This window comes from Gordonia sp. w5E2, from assembly GCF_036540975.1.
GTDB lineage: Bacteria > Actinomycetota > Actinomycetes > Mycobacteriales > Mycobacteriaceae > Gordonia > Gordonia jacobaea.
The window spans coordinates 4,481,217-4,500,369 of the sequence record NZ_CP144213.1 but is presented as its reverse complement, the minus strand read 5'-3'; the positions used below and the strand labels follow the sequence as shown (position 1 = coordinate 4,500,369).

Sequence of the window (19,153 nt, the reverse complement as noted above, 5' to 3'; positions counted from 1 at the left end):
TATTGACCGCTGTTCTTGACTGCGGATGAAGGCGCCTCTGTCGGATGACAACGCAGTTGGGACTTTGACACCCTTGGCAGGTCCCCGATAACCGGTCCAGGCAGTTCTAGAGCCAGTTCCTTGTTGTGATCGTCAGTCGATCTCGCAGCCCACGGGGTGATGTTGGTGGGTGCATCCGGCAGCGTACTCGGCCGGCGTTTGGTAGCCCAGCGCTGAGTGCCGGTGTCGGTGGTTGTGGTCGTCTTTGAAGTCGTCGATGACCACGCGGGCCTCGATCAGTGTGGGCCAGCAGTTGCGGTTCAAACACTCGTCGCGCAACCGGTTGTTGAACGACTCGATGAACCCGTTGTTCCACGGTGTGCCGGGCGGAATGTAGGAGATCCCGACCGACCCTGCACAGAACGCCTGCAGGGCTTCTGAGATGAACTCAGGGCCGTTGTCCATGCGCAGCACCATCGGCGGGCCACCCCAGATCGCGAACGTCTTCTCCAACTCCTCGATCAACCGCTCAGCCGGAATCGAGCGGTCCACGATGTTCAGCAACGACATCCGGGTGTGTTCGTCAACCATGGACGCGATCTTGATCTTCTTCCCATCCACGGTGGAATCGAACTGAAAGTCCAATGCCCACACCACTTTCGGTGCGTCCGCGACAACGACCGGGACCGATGACTGGCCGGCGCGTTTGCGGCGCCGAGCGCGCCGCACTTGCAGGCCCTCTTCTTTCCACAACCGATGCACTTTCTTCTTGTTGATCTCGATGCCGTCGTCGAAGCGCAGGTGTGCCCACGCGCGCCGGAACCCGTGCCGGGGGTTCTTGCGGGCATACGTGCGTAGCTGCTCGCGCAGTGCGGCGTCGGGGTCGGCCGGGGTGTGCGCTTGCGGCAGCCGTCGATAGGCGGAACGGGAAAGCCCAACTACCTTGCACGCCATGCGTTCTGACATGTTCTTGACGTCCTTGAGCATGTCGATGGCGGCGCGTTTGGCGGTCGGGCTCAGAATTTTCCCTTGGCGATCTCCCGCAGCGCGTCTTTCTCGAGCTCGGCATCGGCGAGCAGCCGCTTGAGTCGGCTGTTCTGCTCGCGCAGCTCTTTGAGTTCCTTCGCGGCGTCGCCGTCCATACCGCCGTACTGGCGGCGCCAGTTGTACAACGTGGCCGCCGACACCTCGAGATCGGCAGCGATCTCCTCGCCGGTCTTGCCTTCCGCGGCCAACTCATCGGCCCGGCGCAATTTGCGCACGATGTCCTCCGCCGAGTGACGCTTGCGTCCTGCCATGTTCTTCATCGTCCCTTCTCCGCCCTCATCAGGGCAATCAGGACTCTAAAACAACCCGGACCGGCTCACGGGGGACACGCCACCCTAGTTAAGCCTCGATCCACCGATCGGCTTTTGCGGTGTGGTGAAAAGTGTTGAGCACGTTCGGCCTGGGTGGCGGGCATGAGTCAGTTGCCGATCTCTGATGTCGGCTTGTTTCACCGGGTTTCGGGATCGAGGCTGTTCGGCCGGGGTGGTTAGGGCCAGGTTGGCGGTCTTCGGTGAATAGTGTTGTCGAACAACAGGTTCCATTCGGTTTCCCACGGCCATCGGGCGGGTAGGTGCATGGTGATGCGCCGGGCTGAGGACGCGATACGCGCCGGAATGCAGATCAGGGTGCGGCGGACCGTGGATGTGGTGGCTTTGGCCAGACGCCCGCCGCTGAGGCTGGCGGCAGCACGAGTCAGGTTGAACGCGATGACCGCACACACCAGCCAGGCGGCGTTCGCGCAGAACTTTCCCGACGGCAGATGCGCGAGCGCGGAGGCTTTGAGATCGGCGTGAACTTGTTCGATGACCGCGTGGGCGCGGTGGGTCTTGTCGGCGGTGACGGTGTCGAGGTCGCTGGTGGTGAAGAAGGCGTGGAATCGCCACACATCGAACAGGCCGTCGCCCTCGGGTCGGAAGTCGGGGATACGGCGCACCACCAGCCGCCCGGGAACCTGCAGCGCTTTGGCTTTGGAGGTGAACGCGGTGAACGCTATCTCGGCGACCTCGGCACGTGAGATCCACAGTCCGGTGTCCGCGTCGAGAATCGCGTCGGTGTACTCGATCTTTGTCCACGCATCGGCTGCGATCTCGCTGATCGCCGCACGTATCCGCAAGTCTTGGCGCACGGTGACCGATACCTGGGCGCCGGCACCGATCGCAGCACTGACGGCGCGGTGACCGTAGAACGCTGAATCCGCCCGCACCAGCACCGGCCCCGACGCGTCAGTCGACCGCAGACGCCGCACGCTAGCCAGTGTGTCGGCGATCAACCGATGGGCTCCGCGGGCGGAATTGCATGCTCCTTTGCGTAGTCGTTGAGCAGCGATCACCGGTGCACCGTGGGCGGTGCTGATGGTGGTGATCGCCGAGTTGAGCCCCCGTACCCGGGTGTAGCCGAACCCAGCGCCCTGTTTGGCCGGGCCGTGGACCTCGATGATCGAGTCGTCGATGTCGACCATCACCGGCCCGTCGATCCCGGCCAGTACCGGGGTGTGGGTGTGCAGGCCAGCGAGCGTGCGGGCGGCGATCGCATCCAATTGCCGGACATGCCCGAACCGGAACTCGCGCAGAAACGACCCCAACGTCGACGGGGCATACGGATGGTCGAACACCTTCCCCATCGCACCGTGCCGCAGTACGGCCATGTCATCGATGCTGTCGGCACCGGCCACCATGCCCGCGACCAGCGAGAACACCTTCCGATCCGGATTGGCGCCCTTGTCGGTCGGCACCGTCAGATGCTCGAGAGCCAACCCCGACAGGCCCGCTTGCTCGGCCAACGTCATCACCGGCACCAACCCCGCCGCGCCGAGGAGATTCGGATCATCACAGGATGCAGACCGGACCGGATGACTGTGAGACAATCGCATCTACGAGATGCCCTTCTGCGTGCACGGATGGAAACCTAGACAATTCCCATTCTGTCACTCAGACAGGGCATTTCGTCTATCCCTCACCGCCCAAACGAATACGAATCGGTGGATCGAGGTTAAGACTCGATGACACATACCTGAGACGCTCGAAGGCGCTGAGCTGCGTGGTTTCCGACGCGAACTCTCACATCGGCCGACAAAGTTCTTGCCGAAATGACGGAGTGGTCCGTCCGGCCGCTCGACCCGGTGGCAGGTCCCCGATAACCGGTCCAGTCAGTTCTAGAGCCAGTTCCTAACTTGCAGTTGATCAGTCGATCTCGCAGCCCACGGGGTGATGCCGGTGGGTGCATCCGGCACTGTACTCGGCCGGGGTCTGGTAGCCCAGTGCCGAGTGGCGGTGCCGATGGTTGTGGTCGTCTTTGAAGTCGGCGATGACTACACGGGCCTCGAGCAACGTCGGCCAGCAGTTGCGGTTGAGGCATTCGTCGCGCAGCCGGTTGTTGAACGACTCGATAAACCCGGCCTGGTCGCCATCGCACTGACCACAGTTGGCTGTAGCGACAGCGAGGACACTGCATCGAGTGGCTCCAGTTCGTCGCCGACCCAGGCGCCCACCACTATCGTCACTCCCCCGCCGCCGGCATGGATCAGGGACCGTAGCTGCGGGGTGGCCTGGGGACCAGACGGCATCCTGGACATTGTGGCGTTGACTCCCGGCGTTGATTGTGGGGCCGCCAAGCGGGCCGCCGACACCTACATGTCCGACGTTGACGGGTTCATGTCTAGCAACCCTCTCGAGGTCGGTGACGGCTGGACTTGCCAGATACCGCACCTGCCGCTGGGCAGTCGATGCATCACCTGTCCGAACGGAATCGACCGGCCCCACGCTGATCACTGCTCCCACACCGCCGAAGCACTTTAACCGATCCGTCACTGCAGCATCATCGAGAAGCCGTCCTCGACACCGGCAGGTGCCGGGCCCGCTGGCTGTGATGTCTTCGCGCTGGCGGCGTCGGCGGGGAGAGGATTTCGCAGTGAGCAGCACCGCTCTTTCCGGGATCGAGGCGACCACCGAATCCGGCCCGCGGTGCTGCGCGAAACCTTGGGGGCTCCATCGAGCCAGTGGCAATCCGACCGTGGTTGCCTCACCATGGAGGGGTGACTGCTGAGCGTTGCCGATCCACCGCCGATCCTGCCGAACCCCTTTCCGATGCCGAGCTGCTCATCGGCCTGGTGGTCTCACCATCCCTGAGTGCGGTGCTCGGCCCCGAGGTCACCACCTCGGTGCGCAAGATTTTGGTGCAGCGGTATCCGGGAGTGCGCTGGCAACTGAAGATGGCCGAAGACCGGCTGGTCGATCCACCCACCGAGACCTTGGACCTGCTGGAGGCGGCCCGAAACCGCGTGCTGGAGGAGAACTGGGATTTGGCCGTGGTGCTCACCGAGATCCCCCTGAAGACCGGCCGACGTCCGGTGCTCACCCAGCTCAGCCCCGTGCACGGGGTAGGACTGGTCTCCGTCCCAACCCTGGGACCCGTGCACGTGCGGCAGAAGGTGCAAGAGACCACCGTGCACGTGGTCGGGCAGCTCCTGGGCTACGACGCCGAAGACCCCAACGCCCAGCGGGATCTTGCTCGAAGAGCCCACCAGCTGTCCACCGATCTCGACGAACGCCCGGACGACAACGTCGTGCAGTTCACGGCCCGAGTGCTGAGCGGCAACGTGCGGTTGCTGCTGGGCATGATCCGCGCCAACCAGCCTTGGGCCTTCGTGGCCCGGCTCTCCCGGGCGCTGGTCGGGGCAGCGGCCACCGGCATGCTGACATTGGTGGCCTCGGACCTATGGGTACTGGCCATGGCCTACGGGCCGGTGCGCCTGGTCCTGCTGGCGGTGATGGCGATCGGGGCGGTGGGTGCCACCCTGATCCTGGGAGCCGACTTGTGGGAGCGCCCACGGCGGCGAGCCCAACGTGAGCAGGTGATCCTGTTCAATTTGGCCACCACCGCGACCGTGGCCATCGGGGTTGTGGTGTTCTACCTCGGCTTATTCATACTGTCCTGGGTCGGCGCGCTGCTGCTCATCGACGAGCAGGTACTGGCCGGTGTCGCCGGTCACCCAGTGAACGCTTTGGACTACGCGAAGATCAGCTGGCTCACCGCCAGCCTGGCCACCGTGGGCGGAGCAATAGGAGCTGGACTGGAGGACGACGATGTGGTGCGCGCCGCTGCCTACACCCGGTCCAGCACCTGACACAGCCCCAGCACAGAAGAAACTGAAACATCTACGCGTTGATGCCACGTCTATGCAGGTGTCATTGCCGGTCGCGATGACTTGGTGGGCTCAGCGCAGTGCGCTGCCTCGTACTCGGCGGGTGGGGCGTTGCCGAGGCGGGTGTGCGGGCGGGCGCTGTTGTACCTGTCGATCCGGGATCCGGCATGAAGCGGACCCGCGCGTAGGCCTCGAACTCAGGAGGGCCGAACAGTGCTAGTGACTTCCATGCCTGGCCCGACGCGACGTCGTCGGTCGCGTCACGACTTCGCGTGATCCAGTCCGCGGCCGAGACATCAGCACAGAAGCGCAGCATGCCACGACTATGCGCCGGACCGGGTTGCCACAGCAATCCTTTTACAGATCGCCGGGGCGTCTCATCTGATGCATCATTGATTTCATCCAATGCATCATCAACGCCACTCCGCAGGTCATCGGGTTGACTTCCTGGCAACGCAGCCCGGCCTCAAGCGCCCAGCCTCGCGTCAAAGCCGTGTTGCTTGCTCGAATGCCGCTGCTAAGCAACGGGATTCGTGACCGCGGTCAGGACCAGGAGGAGTGGCGAGGTGATGCATCTGATGCAATATGCAGTGGTTTACCTGACATAAGGTAAATTATCGGCACTTGAAAAGCACTGGGGGAGAATACTACTCGTAGCACCCACCGCACTCTCTACGACGAACACACCGCCTGGGGCCACCGCATCAACCTCGCCGCTTGACACCTTGCACCCCTGAGATGTCTTCGAGGATCTCAGCCCACGTCCCACCTCAGGACAACCAGAAGGAAGTGATCGCGGATGCGACGGATAACGCTGCCGAGCGGGGAGTCCATCCCTGTGCTGGGCCAGGGCACCTGGGGCTGGGGTGAGGACCCCGGCCGCCGCGGCGACGAGGTCGCCGCGCTGCACGCCGGCCTCGAGCTGGGCGTGACGCTGGTCGACACCGCCGAGATGTACGCCGACGGCGGCGCGGAGGAGGTGGTCGGTGAAGCATTGGCGGGTCGCCGCGACGAGGCATTCGTGGTCAGCAAGGTCCTTCCGTCCCACGCCTCCCGTTCCGGCACGATCGCGGCCTGCGAACGCAGCCTGAAACGCCTGGGCACCGATCGGATCGACCTCTACCTGCTGCACTGGCAGGGCAGGTACCCGCTGCAGGACACCGTCGCGGCCTTCCAACAGCTCGTCGAGGACGGGAAAATCCGATACTGGGGCGTCAGCAACTTCGACCACCGGGCCCTCGCCGACCTGCAGGACGTGCCGGGCAGCAGCGGGCTGGCCACGGATCAGGTGCTGTACAACCTGTCGCGGCGAGGACCGGAGTACGACCTCCTGCCGTGGTGCGCCGACCACCAGCTGCCGGTCATGGCGTATTCGCCGATCGAGCAGGGCCGCATCCTTCACGACACGACGCTGAACGACGTCGCGGCGCGTCACAGCGTCAGCGCCGCGGCGGCGGCCATCGCCTGGGTGCTGCGCCGCGACTCGCTCTGCACGATCCCCAAGGCGAGCAGCCCGCAGCACGTGCGAGACAACGCCACAGCACTGGACGTGGAGCTGACCCGCGAAGACCTGGATGCTCTGGACCGTGCGTTCCCGCCCCCGAGCGGACCGCGACCACTAGAAATGCTGTGACCCTGACCAAGGGCGCAGCCCGGTCGGTCCGGGCAGCGCGGCAGCACCGTCGGTGAGGGTGGGAGTTGCCGGGCTTGAAAGGGGATGATTTCGCGGATGTCAGAGAACTCTGAGCCGGGCAGCGAGGCCGACGCGCGGGACAGCGGCAGCGGGTCGGTGGGCAACCTAGAGCTGTTCTTCGACCTGGTGTTCGTGTACGCCATGGCGCAGCTGACCGAGCTGGTGCGGGACGACGTTTCGTGGCGGGGTTTCGGTCATGGTGTGCTCGGCCTACTGGCGGTGTGGTGGGCCTGGGTCTGCTACACCTGGCTCACCAACACCTTCACCACGAATCGGGTGGTATTTCGCTGCCTGGTCATCGCCGCCATGGCTGCGATGCTGCTGGCCGTAAGCGCACTCCCGACCGCGTTCAGCACCGGAGCCTTCGTCTTCGGGCTTGCCCTGCTCGCCATCCGCGTCATCCACCTGGTCTTGTTCGTCGTGGACGCCTCCCACGACGACGAACACCTCCGTGCAGGCCTCCTGCGGCTGGCCCCGAGCCTGCTCATCGCACCAGTCCTGATCGCCGTCGCCGCCGCCTTCCCAGCCCCCTACCGAGAGCTGCTCTGGATCGGCGCAGCCATCATCGACTTCGGCGGACCCCTGGTCGCCGGGGTCGAGGTTTTCCGGGTAATGCCCTCCTACTTCGTCGAGCGCCACGGCAACATCATCATCATCGCGCTCGGTGAAGCCGTCGTCGGGCTGGGCACCGGGGCCAGCGAGCACCTGCAGCAACCGGTCGTGCTCGCCGCCGCTGTCCTCGGAGTCCTGATCGCCGCCTCGTTGTGGTGGACCTACTTCGGTCTGACCGCCGGCGCCGAGCAACGCCTCAAAGACGCCGACGGGCCCGAACGCGCCCGACTGGCCCGCGACGCCTACAGCTACCTCCACCTTCCCCTGGTCGCCGGGGTCGCCTTCTTCGGCTTCGGCGCCAGCGTGGCGCTCGAGCACGTGTTCGACCCGTTACCGCTGCTGCCGGCCATCGCCCTCAGTGGCGGGGTGGGTCTGTTCTACGCCGCCGATGTCGCCTACCGATGGCGCGATCACCATCAGCTCGTGCCGGACCGCCTCCTCACGGCGGCCGCATCCCTGCTCATCATCCCGCCAGCACTGATCATGCCCGCATGGTCAGTGTTGACGGTTCTCACCGCGGTCGGCGCCCTGCGCCTGACGTGCGAACTCGTGCGACGGCCGCGGATCGGTCCCGCAGCCGCCGGCCAAGTCCACTGAGGCCGGAACGCCTAGGGCGTGTCTGACAATGAATCCAGGGGTCGGCTGGCACCTTCGAAGACGTGTCCGCGGTCCCCACTCGCTGAAGCTCGAGGGTGCCCGCTTTGTCGGCAGGAGCCTGCGGGACGCAGCGGCGCGCCGAGGACGCCGAGGGACTGCGCGGGGCATGGGGCGCGGTAGACGGCTCATGGCGCCAGGCGACCGACCGCGCATCGGCGCTCCCGGACGGCGCAGTCGACGTCTCGGTCGAGGGAGAGTGGTGCTTCTCCCAGACCCTGCGCCACCTCGTCTTCGCGACCGGGCCTGGCTGAGCCGGGGGGGGTCAGGCCCCCAGGTCAACGAGCCGGCGTCGCACGCTCATGGATCTACACCCAACCCGACATCCTCGCCCGCATCAGAGCCTCGGCCGCCGCTACAGCCGAAAGACCCACCACGCCCGACGCGACCGCCCTACCCACAGAAAGCCGACACCGTCACAACCCGGACCTCGCTGCCGAAAACGCTCGATTGCGCCACCAACTCGCCGCCGCGCACCGCCAGCTACACGCCGCGCGGCCCCGGCACGCTCACTAGACCCGCAGCGGTCTGCGCCACCGGTTCGATGTCGCGCTGAAGTCGGCGTCAGAGGAATCGTGCTGGCCGGAGCGATGGCCGCCTACGCCAGGGTGGTGACATAACGTAGATTATCGGCTAAAAATCAGGCCATATCCTGGCCAGCGTGGCGGCTACACTGAACGTATGACGACAGTGCCCCTCGGTGAAGCCAAGGACAAGCTCTCCGCGCTCATCGACAGCGCCGAGAGCACGCACGACATCATCACGATCACCAAGCACGGCAAACCTGCCGCGGTGCTGATGTCGGCCGACGACCTCGAATCGCTGCACGACACGATCTACTGGCTCTCACACGCCGGCGTCCGCGACGACGTCGCTACCGCACACGCCGAGTACGCGGCCGGTGAAACCGTGTCCATCGACGACCTGCGCGCCGAACACGGCATGCCGCCGAAATGAGCGATGCACCGCCCGACTCGGTCAGCCCGTACCGAGCTGAGGTCGCATCCCCAGCTCGCCGCGATCTCGGGCGTCTACCATCCCGGATCGTTCACGCTGTCATCGAATTCATCTCCGGGCCGCTCGCCGAGAATCCGCACCGGCTTAGCAAGCCGCTACGTGACGACCTCGCAGACCTTCACAGCGCCCGCCGAGGTGACTTCCCAATCGGCTCTGATCGGGTCTGCTGATCCTCTCGACGAGAACGCAGCGACATCACAGCCACCCAACCCCGACCGTCCGCGAAGCGGGACTGTCGCTGATGACCTGTGCTGCGGGCGTGTCGAGTGGGTCGTCCAGGGGCGACGCGGGAGCGTCGACGCGACGTGCTCGGAGGTGGTTCCAGTCGAGCACTAGCTGTACTGCCCGGAGACGTTGATCAATCGCGAGAAGGGCGGGAGGTTCCCGCAGGCCGTGTGCGGCCGGTGATGGTTGTAGTAGTGCAGCCAGTCGTCCAGCTCGCCCCGTCGTTCGGCTTCGGAGGTGTAGCAGCGGGCGTAAGCCCATCCGTCGGCCAGGGTGCGGAGGAAGCGCTCGATTTTCCCGTTGGTCTGCGGCCTGTAGGGCCGGGTGCGCTTGTGCCGGATACCGAGTTCGGCGCAGGTGTCGCGCCACAGGTGTGAGCGGTACGCGCCGCCGTTGTCGGACAGGACCCGCTCGACGGTGACGCCGCGGGCGTTGAACCACTCGACGGCTCGGACCAGCACGGCGGTGGCAGTGCGGGCGGTTTCGTCGTCGTGGATCTCGGCATAGGCGACGCGGGAGTGGTCGTCGATGACGGTATGGACGGAAGCCATGCCCATCAACGGGTCGTAGTGCTTGTTCTTCGGCTTGTCGGGTGTAGCGGCCCGGTTCTTGTCGCCCTGTCGCCGCCCGACGTAGCGCCATCCTCCGCCGTCGGGAATGTTGCCGAGCTTCTTCACGTCGACGTGCAGCATCGAACCTGGGTGATCGTGCTCGTAACGGCGCACCGGTTCTCCCGTGGCGCGGTCGACGTGCGACAGCCGGTTCAAGTGCACGTCTGTAAGGATGCGGTGGACCGTGGACGGGGCTATCCCAAGTCGGCTGGCCAACTGCACCGGCCCCTCCCGTAGTCGCAGGCGAAGACGGACGCAGCGCCTGGCAGTCTGCTGGTTGGTCTTGTTCGGTGAGTGATGCGGCCTGGATGACCTGTCCTGCATTGGCTCGCCGGTGCGGTAGCGGTCGGCCCAGCGCTTCACCGTGGGCCAGGAGACCTGGAACCTGGCGGCGACCTGGCTGATCGGCCAGCCGTCATCGACGACCAAGCGGCCGACGATCAGGCGGTGGCGAGGGGTGAGAGCGGCGTTCGCGTGGGACATGACGAGGCCTTCCTGGGGGCATGCGCCGCCCAGGAAGGCCAGTTGCCGCCGCGGGCGGCGAGATTGTGTGGGTCAGGGCTCATTGAGATGTGCACGAACTCGTGAGCCGTGGCACATGACGGTGTCGAGGGGTGTTCCCCGGCTCAGGCTCCTGGGTAGGAGTCGAGGTTCCACCAGTGGCCATCGAAGTCAGCGACACATGCGTTGCGCCCTCCGTGGGGGGCGTCGTTGGGCTCCGTGACGGTGGTCGCGCCGTGTGCCAGGGCTGCGGCGAAGAGGCTGTCCACGTCCTCATCACTGGCGACCACCAGGTTGCAGATCCCCGGCCCGTAATGCGGGTCATCGTCCCGAACAGAGCCGAGCATGATGCCCCCGTTGTCACGCCAGGCAAGTTGCGCATGGGCCACCAAGGTCGCGTCATCAGGATCCCGCACGATCATGGCGGTGGTGAAGCCGATGGCTTGGAGGAAGTCGATGCCTCGATCGGCGTTTGTATAGCGCAGGCAGTGGAACAGCTGTGGTGTCGTCATGGCTCTAGCCTCACGCCGGAAGCATGTCGGTGTCTTGAAGCAATGGGAAATCGTCCTTCGACTGGCGCAGCGTCCATCCAGTCATCGACTTCCATTCCCGGGACAGGTGCGGTTGGTCGCTGTAGCCGGCCATCGCCGCGACGTCCGAGGGCTGGGCGCCACGCTGGACCAAGTCTTTGGCATGGGTGAAGCGAGCGATGCGCGCCACCCGCTTGGGCGAGAGACCGGTCTCGAGGTCGAACAGGCTTGAGAGCCGCCGTCTGGACAGGCCAACGTCCTGAGCCAGGCCGGAGATGGGGATCGTGCCTCGGGTCCGATGGATCCGCGCGAGTGCCTCGACCAGGTCTGCGCGCGGTGCATGAGGATGCTGCTCGAGCCTCTTGGTGAGGAATGCCGCCAAGAGGTGGAACCGTCGTGGCCACATTGACTGCCGCAGCTGGTCGAGCAGGTGCCTGGGCCACGAGAGATCATTCACATCAACCATCGAGCCGGCCAAGGCCACGGCCGGTGAGCATGACCAGCCCGAGCACCGCCAGCGCCGCGCCGACGGCCAGGCCGAGGCGGGGGGGCCGCGGCGATGAGCGCGCGGGCGCCGGCGCTGACGGCCAGGCCCGCCGCGGCGAGGGTGCCCGCGAATCCGAGGGTGAGCGCGGTCCCGGCGCGCAGGGCGCGCGCCATGCGGACCGGGAACGCGTCGGTGGTGGTGTCGCCGAGGGTGTGGGTGATCCAGGCGGGCAGCAGCGCGAATCCGCACGGGTTGACCGGGGCGAGCATCCCGGCGGTGAACGCCAGCGCCAGCAGTCCGCCCATCACGCCGCTCCCGCGTCGCGCAGTGCGGTGGTGATCTGGTCGGCGGACGGGTCGGTGGCGCGGTAGGTGACCTTGCCCGCCGGATCGACCACGACCAGCGTCGAGAGCGACGCCACCGAGAGTCGTGTGGTGAGGGTGGCGCCGGTGTCGATCACGGCGGGCAGCGCCTGGGTGCCGGTGAAGTCCTGGAACCCGGCCACCGTCTGCGCGGATTCACCCGGATCCATGTCGACCAGCACGAACGACGCCTTGTCGCCGAGTTGTCCGGCCGCCTGCGCCACCGATTTCGCGCCGCCCACGCATTCGCCGCAGCCGACGGAGAAGAAGAACAACGCGGTCGGCTTGTCACCGGGCACGCTGATGGAGGTGCCGGTGACGGTGTCGACCTGCACCGGCGCCACCGGATCCTGCGCCGTCGTGTCGGTCGAGGTGCACCCGGTGAGGGCCAGGGCTGCGGACAGCGCCAGCGCGGCGGCGGCGAGGGCGGGGCGGCGAAAGCGTGGCAGAGTGGCCATTCGAGGACAGTGGCCTTTCGTGCGGGGGCGAGGGAGTGTCAGCGCGGTCTCGCGACCGCTCATCGGGGTGTCAGAGTTCGAGACGGTCATGCCGGGGTTTCCGTCCGGTCGCGGTCGGCCGGAGCCGACCGAGGGGATCCGGGTCGGGGCGGACAACACCCCGTGGCCTTACGGGCGCGGCGCCGCAGGGTGTAGCCGACGGCGGCGGCCACGACCAGCACGCCTGCGGCAAGCAGCCACGGGCTGGTCAAGACACCGCCGAGACCGGCGAGCACGCCGCCGGCGATCAGGGCGGGACCGGCGCAGCAGGCGACCATCACCAGCACGCCACCGGCCACTGCGAGCAGACCACCGAACCCGCCCGAGTCGTTGTCGGGTGTGTTCATCGCCTTGTTGTCGGGTGTGTTCATCGCCGCCCACTACCGTCCGCGGCGGGGATGCGCGGGCAGCAGCCCAGCGCGGCGGAGTTGTCGGCCGCCAGCGACCGCGCCAGCATCACCAGGTCAGCTACCCGCGGATCACCCACGGAGTACCGCAGTTTCTTCCCGTCGCGGCGCGCGAGGACATACCCGCAGTCGGCCAGGCAGGACAGGTGTACCGACACCCGGGGCTGCGAGATGCCGGCGTGTTCGACGCAGTCGGCGGAGGTGCGCTCCCCGGCGAGGATGAATTCGAGGAGCTTGAGCCGGGTCGGATCCGACAGGGCGCGAAAAAACTTCGCCGTCGTATCCAGATGCGTACACGCCGACTCGGCACCGGGCACGGTGACAGTGGCGGTGGTGGACCGGGCCATGGGATCGCCTCCACGAGACTTGAACTATTCGGATAAGCGCATAATATGGTTCCGGTAGATATTCGTCAACACGAATAGCAGCCGTTGTCGGTTCAGCGGTTGCCCGACCAGGAGGCACCCTCGTGACCTTGACAGATTCCCGCGCCGATCTGGCGATCATCGGTTCCGGCTCGGCGGCGTTCGCCGCCGCCATCGCCGCGGTCAACCTCGGCAAACGGGTGGTGATGGTGGAGCGCGGGACGGTCGGGGGCACGTGCGTGAACGTCGGGTGTGTGCCCTCGAAGGCGCTGCTGGCCGCCGCCGAGGCCCGCCACGCCGCCGAGGCGGCGGGCCGGTTCCCCGGGCTCACCCCCGCCGAGGTGCCGCTGGATTTCCCCGCCCTGATCGCGGGCAAGGACGCGCTGGTCGGGCAGCTGCAGGCGGAGAAGTATGTCGACCTGGCCGCCGACTACGGGTGGGAGATCGTCTCCGGCACCGCGGTGTTCGACGGCAGCGCCGAGGCACCCGTGCTGCGGGTCGCGCGCGCCGAGGGCGGTGTACGGGTGATCGAGGCCGACCAGTATCTGATCGCCACCGGTGCCGCGCCCTGGGCTCCGCCGATCGACGGCCTCGTTGAGGCCGGGTATCTGACCTCGACCACCGCCATGGACCTCCAGCAGCTGCCGGAGTCGCTGATCGTGGTGGGTGCGGGCTATGTGGGGCTCGAGCAGGCCCAGCTGTTCGCCCGCCTGGGCAGCAAGGTCACGGTGATCGCGCGTAGCCGGCTGACCTCGGGTGAGGAACCGGAAATCTCGGCCGCGCTCGAGGCCGTCTTCGCCCACGAGCGCATCGACGTGCTCACCACCGCCACCGTCGAGAAGGTCCTCGCCGACGACGGGCACAAGGTGGTGACCGTGCGCACCGGCGGCGGCGCCAGCACCGAGCTGCGGGCCGAGCAGGTGCTGATGGCCACCGGCCGCCGCCCCAACACCGCCGGGCTGGGCCTGGATGCGGTCGGCGTCGCCGTCGACGAGCGGGGCGCGGTCGTGGTCGACGACCGCCAGCGCAGCAGCAATCCGCGCATCTGGGCGGCCGGGGACGTGGCCGGGGATCCGCAGTTCGTGTACGTGGCCGCCGCGCAGGGCACCCTGGTCGCCGACAACGCCCTGGCCGGTGCCGATCGCGTCCTGGACTACACCACGGTGCCGCGCGTGACGTTCACCAGCCCCGCGATCGCCTCGGTCGGACTGACCGACGCGCAAGCCGCCGCGGCCGGGCTGGCCTGCCAGTGCCGGGTGCTGGGGTTGTCGAGCGTGCCGCGGGCGCTGGTCAACCGGGACACCCGCGGCCTGGTCAAGATCGTCGCCGAAGCCGGCACCGGCCGGATCATGGGCGTGCACGCCCTCAGCGACGGCGCCGGGGACCTGATCACCGCCGCCACCTATGCGATGACCGCGGGTCTGACCGTCGACCGGCTCGCCCACACCTGGGCGCCGTACCTGACCATGGCCGAAGCGCTGAAACTGACCGCGCAGACTTTCACCACCGACGTCACCAAACTGTCCTGCTGCGCAGGCTGACGCCGTCGGACGGGAGGCAGTGATGAACGGACACATGACGATCGGGGACCTCTCGGCCCGCACCGGGGTGCCGGTGAAGGCGCTGCGCGAGTACACCGACCTCGGCCTGATCTACACCCTGGGCCGCAGCCCGGCCAGCTACCGCCTCTACACCGACGACGCGGAGTGGTGCGTGCGGTTCATCGGCGAGCTGCGCGGCCTCGGGCTCACCATCGCCGAGATCTGCCAGCTCACCTCCACCGACCGTGACGACCACGGCCGTTCGGTCGGCGCCCATCTCGCCGAGCTGCTGCAGCGGTCGCGGCAGCGGCTGCGCCAGCGCATCGCCGATGCCGAGCAGATCCTCGACCGCATCGACGCCTTCGAAACCGCACACCGTGCGCATCTGGCCACCGACGACCTGTGCTGGGCCGGTGACCCGTGCGGATGCGAGCTACGGGCTTGACCCTCACCCCGGGGACAGACCCTACCGTCGGCACCGTCACTGTCCGATCGCCCTCGAGGAGTCCGATCCCATGAGTACCGACAACCTCACTGCCGACGTTTTCGCCAAGATCCTGCCCGCCGGCCGGGACCGGGCGCTGATGCGCGCCGCGCTGCGGCTGCTCGCCCACGGCACCCCGGTCACCGTCACCGAACTCGCCGCCGCCGCGGGAGTGCCCGACCTCGACCCCGCGCAGACGCCGATCGGCGCCGACGTCGAATACGACGAGGCCGGCCGGATCGTCGGCTGGGGCCTGACCCTCAACCCGACCCCGCACCGGTTCAGCGTCGGTGGCCACCAGCTCTACACCTGGTGTGCCCCCGACACCCTCATCTTCCCCGCCGTCATCGGCGCACCCGCCTGCATCGAATCCGACTGCCCGATCACGGGCACCACCGTGCGCCTGACCATCGACCCCGTCACCGGGGTCAGCGACCTGGAACCGGCCACTGCGATGGTGGCCTTCGTCGACCCCGACCGGATCCCGGCGTTCGAGGGCTTGGCCCGTCAAGCGGCGGCCCACCGTCGCCAGGAACCGCCGCCGCTCCGCCGGCAGCACCGACATGTCCAGCTCATCCGCGCCCAGGTTGCGCAGGAACACCAGCTTCTCGACCTCGGCCTTCACCGCGGTCGCCGACGCCTCCACCGGGCCGGTCGACAACCACCGCAACCGCGACATCTCGATCGACGGGTCGACGACCAGCAACGCATCCAGTTCCTTACACCGCTGCGGCGTGAACTCGCGCGCCAACCGGTCGTAGGTCTCCCGCTGCGCCCGCGTGCGAGCGTGCGCGACCCGGCGGACCACCGTTTCCGGGCCCGGCCGGATCACCCGCGCCGAGATCAGGTACTCACACGCCAGCCGGAACAACAGCGTCGGCGAATCGTGCTCCATCGCCCGCGCCAGCAGAAACTCATCCAGCTCCTTCAACTCCATCGCCCCGGCAGGCCGCCACCCCAGATACTGGGCCACCAGCCGCACATGCTCGGTCCGCGTCTGCGCCCGCTTGCCATACGAACGAAGCTGCGCTGCATCGATATTCAGCTGATCCGCCAGCCGGGCCACCGCCACCGGCGGCGCCGACGGCACCTTGTCCGGCACGAACCCCAGCCACGGCAAGGTGCACAACGCCACCGCCAGGCCCAGACGGACCGCAGGGCCCCTGCCCTGCGGAGCAACAAACGCCAGATCCGCCGGGGTCAGCGTGAAGTACCGGAACAACTCCTCACGACTGATCTCCGGGAACTCCCGCAGGCGCTGCAACTCCTCGTCCGCGAATACCCGCGTCGCCACGAACCCCAGCCTCCAACACGCCGACCAACCTCATCGGCAGACAAGCCAAGCACCAACCACCCCGGCCCGCAGCCCGAACCGAGAAATCGCCGCTGACCAGGCACTACGCGAACTTCGTTGTTTTTTGCGCCATTACTACCGGGACCCCGACCTCGATGCCCAGCAGGTGCTCGAGAGTCTGGGTCATCGACCACTCGTGCTCGCTGGCGGCCGCCAAGACTTGGGGCAGGGCTTCGGCTGCGGCGTCGAGTTTGAGGACGGCGAGATGTCCGCGTAGTTGCTGGTAGACCGAGATCGCTGATTGTGACTGTGGCCCAACACTATTCGAAGAGTCCAGCCCAGCATTGTCGGTGTCGGTGTCGGTGTTGGTGTTGGTGGTCATGGGAGGTGGGTCCTGTTCTGTGCGGCGCGTTCGTACACGCTCATGTCGATGATCGATGCCTGCGGGCCGGTATCGTCGGTGTTGGTTGTGTTGTGGCGCAGTGTGTTTGCGGCGTCTCGGGCGGCCTGGCCGGGTGGGATACGTTCTTTGCGGCGATGCGGCCGACGGCTGCTGGAGGCGCCGGCTTTGGCCAGGGTCTCCAGCGCGACGACATGCCCGTGATCACGCACTTGGGCGCCCGACCCGGGCGTGGCGAGGCGGTGCCGCGCGATCACGATGCCCGAATCGGTGGCGATGTCGATGTGTCCGTCCCCGAGCCGCTCGCTCACGGTGACTTCACTCATCGCCACCTCCGGCGGCACCGAGTACTGGTTGCCGCGCCACGCCACCAGCGCCTGGCGCGATACCGTGCGCATCTCGGTGAGCGTGGCCGGATACGGAGCCGCTGGTGGGGCGCTGAGCGGTTCGCGAGCGGCCACCATGATCACACTCGCCCGACCATCAGAGGTCGGGCGCATCCGTGCATCCGAGCGGGTGCGGCAGAAGGTGTCGCAGCTGGTTTGCGCTTGTTCGGGTGTCGTCTCGTCGGGAAGGGTGCGCCACCAGCGTTGTGCAGCAGTGTGATTGGACTTCTCCACCACACCCTTGCGATTGCCTCTGCGAGGTGGGCACACATCGACCGAGACCCCGTAATACTTGGCCACGTCAGCGAACTCGGCGGTCAACGCGCCGGTCGACGGGTGGCAAACCGTCGCCATCCGGTCAAATCGCCACGACTTGGTGACCCCGCCGAGTCGGCGGGTGATGCGGTCGATCCCGGCGATCACCTGCGGGCGAGTCATATCCGGCGCCAGGTAGCCCCGCCATTTGCCGGAATGCGCCAACGACCCGACAAGCAGGAATGCTGTTGAACCCCAACCCCATTCGTCCGGCGGGTTCGGTAACTCCACCCAATCCCATTGCGTCTCCTCACCCGGCGGATGCTCGACGACCGCGTTCGCCCGCTCCGTCACCAGGGCGCACGCCTCACATGTCGGACGCAGGCCACGTTGCCGGATCTGGCGGGTCAATGTCGGATAGGACTGGGTGTAGCCGAGGTCCTCGAGTTCGTCGCACAACGTCCGTGACCACAGATGTGGGTCCTCAACCAGACGCGCGGTGACGTAGGCCAGGAACGGCTCGAACGGATCCGCCGCCGACTTCTTACGCTCGCCCGGGCTGCGCTCACCCTTGAGGTAGGCGCGAATGGTTTTCCTGTCGTGCCCGGTGTGGCGGGCGATCGCCGAGATCGTCCACCCCCGTTTGTGTAGTGCATGTACTTCCACATCGTTCTCCCGTGTCAACATGAAAGCGGGCCTCCCGAGATAGTTGGTGAGTGGTCAGAGACCATCAGCATCACGGGAGGCCCGCCTACTCTGGCGGTGCCACACGGGTGGGGAATTCAGATGAGCATCACTGGGGAATTTCGATGAGCGCCGTCATCATCGTCGTTGCGGCCTCATTCACCCTGAGCTTCACAGCACTGAGCGACCTCGCCCGCATGTCCGGGGCCATCCCGGACCGCCTGACCTGGCTCCTACCCGTCGTGATCGACGTCTTCATTCTGCAAGCCACCTGGTGCGTCTACGCCGCGACGACGCCGGCAAGCGATACCACTTCGCGATGCTGGCGATCTCCAGCACAGTCAGTGTCGCCGGCAATGCCGGCCACGCATTCCTGGCCAGCGACCAGGGGTCATGCACGGCCTGATGGCCGTGGCCATCGCCATCGTGGCGCCCCTGGCCCTGCTGGCAAGCATCCACGGCCTGGTCATGCACGTCTGGGCCGGCGGGGGAGTAACCGCGCACAACCGGACGCCGGACGTCGAGCATGACCCTGTGGACAGTGCACCCCATGCACACCCGCAGGTCAGCGCACCGACAGAGCCGCACCCGCAACACAACAATGCACAGGACGACGCAGACACCTCGCCACTGAGCCTCACGGACCTCGACGCACAGATCACCGACTCCGACCTCGACCTGGCCCGACTCGTGTGCAGCCGAGGTCGCAACGACGACCGTGTGGTCGCGCGCGTACTCGTCGCCGAACGACTCCGAGTCCACCGCGAGCAGACCGCCGACCTCACCGGCGTGCACAGAACCACGATCGGCCGTTGGCGCGACCTCGCGGCCGAGTGCACCGCCGACGCGTCGCCGCGCAGCGAGCGTGTGCACACAGCGGATCAGCCCGCACTCGCCCACGCCCACTGAGCACGCCAGGCAATCGTCTCGTGAGTACGCCGTGAATACATGAGTCGGCGGGGGTGCGTGTGGTCCCAGACT

19 protein-coding genes and 5 pseudogenes are annotated in these 19,153 nt (G+C 66.9%); 11 read left to right on the top strand and 13 right to left on the bottom strand.

Annotated features, from left to right (window positions below):
• Positions 1–132: 132 nt before the first annotated feature.
• The 3 genes and pseudogenes from RND64_RS20425 to RND64_RS20415 form a co-directional block, all read right to left on the bottom strand.
• Positions 133–1,277, bottom strand: a protein-coding gene (locus RND64_RS20425; RefSeq protein ID WP_373279128.1) for an IS3 family transposase whose coding sequence is annotated in 2 segments (ribosomal slippage) — positions 133–1,010 and positions 1,010–1,277 — 1,146 coding nt in all. Because the reading frame shifts where the segments join, the coding sequence is not laid out codon by codon here.
• A 236-nt stretch (positions 1,278–1,513) separates the two neighbouring features.
• Positions 1,514–2,896, bottom strand: a complete 1,383-nt coding sequence (locus tag RND64_RS20420) for an IS1380 family transposase (RefSeq protein ID WP_064868524.1) — start codon at positions 2,894–2,896, stop codon at positions 1,514–1,516.
• 310 nt (positions 2,897–3,206) lie between these two features.
• Positions 3,207–3,419: pseudogene (locus RND64_RS20415) on the bottom strand (integrase core domain-containing protein); the annotation flags it as partial.
• A gap of 638 nt (positions 3,420–4,057) precedes the next feature.
• On the opposite strand from RND64_RS20415, the gene RND64_RS20410 reads away from it, so the two are divergent.
• The 6 genes and pseudogenes from RND64_RS20410 to RND64_RS23185 form a co-directional block, all read left to right on the top strand.
• The gene (locus RND64_RS20410) at positions 4,058–5,149 is read left to right on the top strand and encodes a hypothetical protein (RefSeq protein ID WP_005180116.1); all 1,092 of its coding nucleotides are present in this window, start codon (positions 4,058–4,060) and stop codon (positions 5,147–5,149) included.
• A gap of 856 nt (positions 5,150–6,005) precedes the next feature.
• Positions 6,006–6,800, top strand: coding sequence for an aldo/keto reductase (locus tag RND64_RS20405; protein WP_235434494.1), 795 nt, complete (start codon positions 6,006–6,008; stop codon positions 6,798–6,800).
• Positions 6,801–6,896: 96 nt separating this feature from the next.
• Entirely contained in the window at positions 6,897–8,069 is a 1,173-nt protein-coding gene (locus RND64_RS20400) for a low temperature requirement protein A (protein ID WP_049701070.1), read from the top strand.
• Between the two features lie 104 nt (positions 8,070–8,173).
• On the top strand, positions 8,174–8,380 hold the full coding sequence (locus RND64_RS20395) for a hypothetical protein (protein ID WP_152930178.1): 207 nt from the start codon (positions 8,174–8,176) through the stop codon (positions 8,378–8,380).
• Between the two features lie 427 nt (positions 8,381–8,807).
• Entirely contained in the window at positions 8,808–9,083 is a 276-nt protein-coding gene (locus RND64_RS20390) for a type II toxin-antitoxin system Phd/YefM family antitoxin (protein WP_039857037.1), read from the top strand.
• A pseudogene (locus RND64_RS23185) lies at positions 9,080–9,292 on the top strand (type II toxin-antitoxin system RelE family toxin); the annotation flags it as partial. The gene RND64_RS20390 and the pseudogene RND64_RS23185, both read left to right, overlap by 4 nt.
• Before the next feature lie 183 nt (positions 9,293–9,475).
• Here the strand turns inward: RND64_RS23185 and RND64_RS20385 are convergent.
• The 7 genes from RND64_RS20385 to RND64_RS20355 form a co-directional block, all read right to left on the bottom strand.
• Positions 9,476–10,462, bottom strand: coding sequence for an IS481 family transposase (locus tag RND64_RS20385; RefSeq protein WP_331436292.1), 987 nt, complete (start codon positions 10,460–10,462; stop codon positions 9,476–9,478).
• Positions 10,463–10,605: 143 nt separating this feature from the next.
• The gene (locus RND64_RS20380; protein WP_005180136.1) at positions 10,606–10,992 is read right to left on the bottom strand and encodes a VOC family protein; all 387 of its coding nucleotides are present in this window, start codon (positions 10,990–10,992) and stop codon (positions 10,606–10,608) included.
• A 10-nt stretch (positions 10,993–11,002) separates the two neighbouring features.
• A complete protein-coding gene (locus tag RND64_RS20375; RefSeq protein WP_442903958.1) occupies positions 11,003–11,494 on the bottom strand; it encodes a helix-turn-helix transcriptional regulator in 492 nt (163 codons plus the stop codon).
• Complete coding sequence (locus RND64_RS20370) at positions 11,464–11,802, bottom strand: hypothetical protein (RefSeq protein WP_442903978.1); 339 nt, start codon at positions 11,800–11,802, stop codon at positions 11,464–11,466. The genes RND64_RS20375 and RND64_RS20370 overlap by 31 nt, the downstream gene beginning before the upstream one ends.
• Positions 11,802–12,317: a TlpA family protein disulfide reductase gene (locus RND64_RS20365; RefSeq protein WP_005180213.1), complete on the bottom strand. Its 516-nt coding sequence runs from the start codon at positions 12,315–12,317 to the stop codon at positions 11,802–11,804. Before RND64_RS20365 ends, RND64_RS20370 begins: the two co-directional genes overlap by 1 nt.
• 86 nt (positions 12,318–12,403) lie before the next feature.
• Positions 12,404–12,727 carry a hypothetical protein gene (locus RND64_RS20360; RefSeq protein WP_005180211.1) on the bottom strand — a complete coding sequence of 108 codons (324 nt, stop codon included), beginning with the start codon at positions 12,725–12,727 and terminating at the stop codon, positions 12,404–12,406.
• Positions 12,724–13,110, bottom strand: coding sequence for an ArsR/SmtB family transcription factor (locus RND64_RS20355; RefSeq protein WP_004018626.1), 387 nt, complete (start codon positions 13,108–13,110; stop codon positions 12,724–12,726). Before RND64_RS20355 ends, RND64_RS20360 begins: the two co-directional genes overlap by 4 nt.
• Before the next feature lie 122 nt (positions 13,111–13,232).
• Here RND64_RS20355 and merA point away from each other — a divergent pair, with 122 nt between their 5' ends.
• From merA to merB, 3 genes and pseudogenes are all read left to right on the top strand, one after another.
• Positions 13,233–14,669, top strand: coding sequence for a mercury(II) reductase (gene merA, locus RND64_RS20350; protein ID WP_004018625.1), 1,437 nt, complete (start codon positions 13,233–13,235; stop codon positions 14,667–14,669).
• A gap of 34 nt (positions 14,670–14,703) precedes the next feature.
• Positions 14,704–15,114 (top strand): MerR family transcriptional regulator, encoded by a 411-nt coding sequence (locus RND64_RS20345; RefSeq protein ID WP_235434484.1) that lies wholly within the window; start codon positions 14,704–14,706, stop codon positions 15,112–15,114.
• Positions 14,999–15,574 (top strand): annotated as a pseudogene (merB, locus tag RND64_RS20340) (organomercurial lyase); the annotation flags it as partial. The gene RND64_RS20345 and the pseudogene merB, both read left to right, overlap by 116 nt.
• A 57-nt stretch (positions 15,575–15,631) precedes the next feature.
• Here merB and RND64_RS20335 read toward each other — a convergent pair.
• The 3 genes and pseudogenes from RND64_RS20335 to RND64_RS20325 form a co-directional block, all read right to left on the bottom strand.
• Positions 15,632–16,447, bottom strand: a pseudogene (locus RND64_RS20335) (DUF4158 domain-containing protein); the annotation flags it as partial.
• Positions 16,448–16,595: 148 nt separating this feature from the next.
• A pseudogene (locus RND64_RS20330) lies at positions 16,596–16,829 on the bottom strand (IS21-like element helper ATPase IstB); the annotation flags it as partial.
• On the bottom strand, positions 16,826–18,175 hold the full coding sequence (locus tag RND64_RS20325) for a Mu transposase domain-containing protein (protein WP_005180194.1): 1,350 nt from the start codon (positions 18,173–18,175) through the stop codon (positions 16,826–16,828). The pseudogene RND64_RS20330 and the gene RND64_RS20325, both read right to left, overlap by 4 nt.
• A gap of 122 nt (positions 18,176–18,297) precedes the next feature.
• On the opposite strand from RND64_RS20325, the gene RND64_RS20320 reads away from it, so the two are divergent.
• Positions 18,298–18,702 (top strand): DUF2637 domain-containing protein, encoded by a 405-nt coding sequence (locus tag RND64_RS20320; protein ID WP_227918562.1) that lies wholly within the window; start codon positions 18,298–18,300, stop codon positions 18,700–18,702.
• Between the two features lie 4 nt (positions 18,703–18,706).
• Entirely contained in the window at positions 18,707–19,081 is a 375-nt protein-coding gene (locus tag RND64_RS20315) for a hypothetical protein (RefSeq protein WP_227918563.1), read from the top strand.
• Positions 19,082–19,153 lie beyond the last annotated feature (72 nt).